Raw genomic sequence first — 5195 nt, 5'->3', positions numbered from 1 at the left:
AAATATCGGATGGGATAAATATTTATTTGTATTTAGACCCGGACGGAGAGGATAATTGGCTTGAAGTAAACTGTGACGGCAAATGGATAGCTCTGGGGTTCTCCGGGGATTTTGGACAAAATAATTATTATTCTTATAATCCTGCCTTTGCTGATACTGCCGACCAAATTAACAAAGCAGCTTTTGAGGACAAAAGCATATGGACTGACCTTGAAAGCGGCGGTCAATCTCCCATCCCTAAAATTCATGCAATTACAGATATTGAACTGGGTGTCAAGGCTGTTGAATATTTCATTCGGACGGGAGAATTTTATCCGGGAATTGACTGGTTACATGAATCTTAACAATTCCAGCTTATCAGCCTGATAAATAAAAGCAATTTTGCAATCTCTATGAATCTATTTTTAGGAGGAACCGCCATGAACATCTCAAGTTTAGGAAACGTCCCCAACATCACCAACCAGATTACCATCGGCACGCCCCAGGCGGGCTTCCGCTGTGACCCCAGCGCCGCCGCGACTTCCGGCAGCGGCACGTCCCAGGGCTCCGCCCGACTGCTTCACCTGGACCTCTCCGACCGCAAGGGCTACCGGGAGGACTACTCCATCCGGGACGCGGCGGAAGGTCTGTGGAAGAAGGAAAATTTTGATTTCAACATCTTCGACCCCACCAGCATCCAGCGGATGCAGGACCGTGTGCGGCAGGGCTCTTACACCATGAAGCCCACCGACGAGGAGCTGTCCGCCTACCTGGACACCCTGCGGCAGAACGGTCTGGACGGATCGGTGGACTGGACTGGCCTGACGCGGGAGCTGGAGGCGTTCAAGACCACCACCCCGGAGGAGTTGGAGGACGGGCTGGACTATCTGGCTTCCCGCTATGTGGCGGCGCGGGATAAGCTGGAGCGCAATTACACCGGCGAGGAGCTGACCGCCCAGCTTGCCACGCTGGAGGAGGTCTATCAGGCCGGGAAATCCGGGATGATCGACGGCTACACCCAGACTTTGCAGGACAATCTGGGTCTGTCCGACAGCGATGCCCAGGCGGTCCGGGACAGCTTTTCCACCATTCTCGCGGAGAAAGAGGAGACGTACCGGGGTGCGTTGAAGCAGGTCCATGAGGCCGTGGAGCAGACCGGCCCCGACAGCGTATGGCTGAAGAACCACGACGCCTATATCGCCTCCCAGCTCCGGGCGGCGGACAAGGCCGGTCAGAGCGAGGCCCGATACTCGGTGCAGGACTTGGCCGCCGCCGGGCAGATCGCCCAAAGCTACCGGACGGAGATTTTTGATGCATCCTTCTGCGGGCGGAACGAGGCAACGCTGGCGCTGGGCCTGTCCCTGGCGGACATGAAGGCAGAGACGATGATCTCCAAGGGACTGGTGAGCGAAAACATGGCCGCGTTGCTTCGGAACAGCCGCGCTCAGGGGCACGAAAACGCGCTGACGGCGCTGGACCAGGCGCTTGCCCAACGGGAGAGCCACCTTGCCCCTGGCGAACCCAAAGGGACATTCGCCCCTGTGGATCGCTCCGTGTTCCAGGGCATCTACGACGCCACGCTGAACGCCTTCCGGCAGAATGGCGGCGATGGGGCCGGGGCTATCCGCGCCGGGGCCTCCTACGGGCAGAGTATCACCGCCCAGGCCACTGCCCGGAATCCTCAGGCCCTGCGCTGGGGCATCAGCATGGAGAGTTATTGGAAGAACTTCTACACCGCTCCCGATGCCAAGGAGGTTTCGCCGCTGGAGAAAAGTGTAAACCGGCTGATGGAGCAGATCGGCAAGCCCTCCAGCCTGGGCAGTTCCACCTATCAGAAGTACGCGGACAGCTGGCGGGACTTCCTTGCGGCTATCGGCGGGGGCGGAGTGAATATCCGGGCGTGATAAAGCGCCCAAACAAATAAATATCAAGTATTGCTTATGTTTAGAGGGAATTTGCTATGAGCATGAATAAAAGATTACTTACTGTTGCGGTGGTGCTTTCGCTGTTTATGTCTCTTACGGCTTGTAGCAATCAGACCTCTCCATCGGACGATCCCACGCCGCCTGTCACGCCTGCGGATTCCAGCTCAAAGCAGGATACCACTGACAGCACCATCATCCACTCCACCCATGGAGTGGCTTTTGAAGTTTCGGCGGACTGGACACAGGCGGATGGGATGGATATGTTCTACACCGATAAAAACGAGGTCTACGGACTCAACGGTGTATCGCCCCTGGGTTCCTATGAGCCCCAGACGCTTTTTGAGGAGCTGGTGGCCTATTACGAAGGTCAGTTCGATACCCTTTCCGCTCCGGAGAATCTGACCGCCTGGCAGTCCGGCGATGGTGTGGAATGCCTGACGGCGGATCTCACCGGCGTCTATGAGTCCGTTCTATACTGCACGAAGATCGTCATTGCCCCGCAGAAGAATCTTGTTTTGACCTTTGACGCCCAGGCTTATAAAGACCAGCAGGAACCTACTGTCGTTTGGATGGTTCTGAACCAGCTGTGTGAGAGCCTGACCTTTGAGATCGGAACCAGGGACGAGATCAGCGGGAACACCTTCCTCTGCGGCGACGGCTCCCAGCTCTGCCTCCAGGACAGCGGGGACTTCCGCTGGTACAGTTCAGCGGAGGATCACGAAAAGCCGTATTACGAGGGCGTCTACGCGGTGTACTACGGACAGGCCGCGATGGACAAGGTGGCCTCCATGACCGAGTACGGCCTGACCATGGAGGAGCTGGAGCGGGTGCTGGCCGCCAACATGAACGGCTACATCCCCGGCGGCAGCAAGCCATCAGACTTTTTCTACGCCACAGGAGAGCTGGAGGACGACCGAGAGCGGTATCAGGTGTGCCTGGATACGTTCTACGCGGTGATCCTTCACAACCAGCGGTTGGTCTCCTCCCCGGAGGATGTCCAGGAGGGCGGCAACAGCACCCTTTACATCGGCTTCTACCTCCCAGAGCTGAAGATGGCGGACTTGACCAACTGCAATGCCGCATCCTATACCCAGTGGACGTTCCAGGAGAAGACAGCCTGAGAAGATCTCCAAAAAAGGGGTGAATACCTGTGGCAAATATTCAGCTTCAACCAGGTGAGTCAGTGATCGGCCAAGGTATGATGGCCTACTGGGAGCCAGTGCTGGGAAGTGCATGTGATGTATGGCGTGGGACAATTTTTGTTACGAATCAGCGGGTGTGCTTTCAAATTTCCTGGACAACACACATGGAGGTTGAATTGAGACGGTCAGAAATCAAAGGCTTTACAGTCGGAAAGCATCTATTCGCCACCAAAGTGACGATACATAGCAAATCTGGAAAAAAGTTTACCTTTACCGGCTTCCCGGCCAAGAAGCTCCAGGACTGGCTGCGGCAGGCGGGCGTACAGGAAATTTGACGCAGGAGGGGGCGGCGCACATGAAGAAACATTCTCTACATAGCGTACTTCGCAATATCGTATGCGCCGCCCTCGCCCTCCTGGTGGTGCTGGCGCTCCCCACCGGCTGGCTCTATGACCTCTGGGCCGGTACTGGGGCAGAGCAGGGACAGCAGCCCAGCGGGGATGTCCAGCAGCTCCAGCGGCAGGAGGAGATCGAAACCTGCTTTTTGAGCAACGCCCCGGTCACTGTGGCCGGTGGTGAGTTGGCTCCCTGCCCCCTGGCCCGCCTGCGGGATGTGGGCCAGGAAGGGACGCACTACCACCATAACGGCGGCACAAAGAGATCGGTGTACGTTTCGGAATATATCACAGCGGACTATCCCCTGTCAGCCTGGGAATATGTGCTCCAGCGGGTCGCAGCCGGCGGTTTCTATAACCGATACTATTTGATGGAGCTGGGGGACAACTCCTGGCTCTGTGTTTACTTTGACGACTACCTGGCGCTGACAGGGACGGACACCTACCCCATTGGCTATGTCCGCTATACCACCACCGAAGAGCGGTGGATGCTGAAACAGATGGCAGAGGACTATGACGTTAATCCGGTCTATGTGCTGGATATGTACCGGCATGGGAAGGTCAACTGGATGGTGGATATTGGACTGCGGCTGGCAGTGGTGCTGGCGGCCTATGTGGGCGTGGTGTCGGCCTGGAATGTTTTCAAAAAAAGAAGCTCAATCGACAATAGCAGAGAAATAATTTAGAGATATTCGGAACATCCGCATATTTATGAAAGTGGAGGCGTTTACATGGAGAAATTCACGACCTTGGAAGCGATTTTGTTGCAGCTCAAAAAAGAATTGGCAGAAGGTCAAAAATTTGATATATGGGATGAAAAATGTCTATATGCTGAAAAGAGCCTGTGTTGCCGATCCAGATATAAGTTGTCGGATCAATGTATCCTTGCTGCCAGTACAAATGTCAGCGAGGATGATATAGAGCATCTGCCTCCTGAGATTGAAGCGATGGAATTAGGGCTTTACTGCTATGGGCAAGATTTGGTGGATGTGGTTTCCAGTGCGATTGAACAACGGCCCAGGGCCACTGCTCAGGAATTGCTTCAAGCCCTAAACTATCATAGCATCAATGACAGCTTTATAGATTTTTCAAAAATGAAGAGTAGGCCCTTAAAATGGAACATTGGCATATTCCCACGATTCTCTGCCAACCAACTGACGAATGAATTATCTGAAAGAGAAGCGGATGTTTTAAGCAGAGGGCAACTGCTGGAATATCCTGCTGGCAGTGTCTTGATAGAAAGCGGCGATAGCGAAATCATTTCTTTATGCAATTTGATTTCCTGGCAATCGGAATGGGCGCTATACCTGTATATTTCTATGCCTACTGCTGAGAAAGCGGGATATTGGGATCACACTTTATACCAAAAGCACCCTATCAGTCCTATTGCCAATCCAGAGGATGGCAAAAAAATAAAGCTGCCTCGCTTAATTGCAAATATAGATGCTTTCTTGCAGGCGTTTCCGGGAACAGATCCGAAAATTTTAGCCCAATATTGTCAATCTGATTTTAAGATTGCCGATGCCCAGCGGCGGTGGGAGCAGTATATGATACGCCGTCATAGACAAAAGGGGTGGCAACCTCCTGATCCTTCTCCTGTCCAGCATGTCCAGCCGTCAGATATGTATAAGGAAGCACTGATTAAAGCCGGTAAAAGCCAGGCAAACAGACAAAGGTAAAGGAAACGACCAATAAAGGGCCATATTGGGGGATGAATTCCTCGCTTTTCCAGTCCCAGCCCGGTCGAAGGGCGC

General features: G+C 54.0%; 6 protein-coding genes. All 6 read left to right on the top strand.

The window, feature by feature from the left end; all coding sequences use genetic code 11:
- Positions 1–344: hypothetical protein (locus Q1M04_RS15910; protein ID WP_300448893.1), on the top strand; the 344-nt coding region annotated here is incomplete at its 5' end.
- 75 nt (positions 345–419) lie between these two features.
- Positions 420–1883: a hypothetical protein gene (locus Q1M04_RS15905; RefSeq protein WP_300448891.1), complete on the top strand. Its 1464-nt coding sequence runs from the start codon at positions 420–422 to the stop codon at positions 1881–1883.
- A 56-nt stretch (positions 1884–1939) separates the two neighbouring features.
- Entirely contained in the window at positions 1940–3025 is a 1086-nt protein-coding gene (locus Q1M04_RS15900) for a hypothetical protein (RefSeq protein WP_300448888.1), read from the top strand.
- Positions 3026–3054: 29 nt separating this feature from the next.
- Positions 3055–3381: a hypothetical protein gene (locus Q1M04_RS15895; protein WP_300448885.1), complete on the top strand. Its 327-nt coding sequence runs from the start codon at positions 3055–3057 to the stop codon at positions 3379–3381.
- Between the two features lie 20 nt (positions 3382–3401).
- Positions 3402–4127, top strand: a complete 726-nt coding sequence (locus Q1M04_RS15890) for a hypothetical protein (protein ID WP_300448882.1) — start codon at positions 3402–3404, stop codon at positions 4125–4127.
- Between the two features lie 45 nt (positions 4128–4172).
- Positions 4173–5120, top strand: a complete 948-nt coding sequence (locus Q1M04_RS15885; RefSeq protein ID WP_300448880.1) for a hypothetical protein — start codon at positions 4173–4175, stop codon at positions 5118–5120.
- Positions 5121–5195 lie beyond the last annotated feature (75 nt).

The sequence above is a fragment of the uncultured Oscillibacter sp. genome, from assembly GCF_950073225.1.
Taxonomy (GTDB): Bacteria; Bacillota; Clostridia; order Oscillospirales; family Oscillospiraceae; genus Oscillibacter.
Note: the sequence above shows the minus strand (reverse complement) of the source record. Positions and strands in the feature narration are given on the sequence as shown.

Coding starts and splice junctions, on each gene's coding strand:
- Q1M04_RS15905 (WP_300448891.1), top strand. CDS start 420: ATGAACATCTCAAGTTTAGGAAACGTCCCCAACATCACCAACCAGATT.
- Q1M04_RS15890 (WP_300448882.1), top strand. CDS start 3,402: ATGAAGAAACATTCTCTACATAGCGTACTTCGCAATATCGTATGCGCC.
- Q1M04_RS15900 (WP_300448888.1), top strand. CDS start 1,940: ATGAGCATGAATAAAAGATTACTTACTGTTGCGGTGGTGCTTTCGCTG.
- Q1M04_RS15885 (WP_300448880.1), top strand. CDS start 4,173: ATGGAGAAATTCACGACCTTGGAAGCGATTTTGTTGCAGCTCAAAAAA.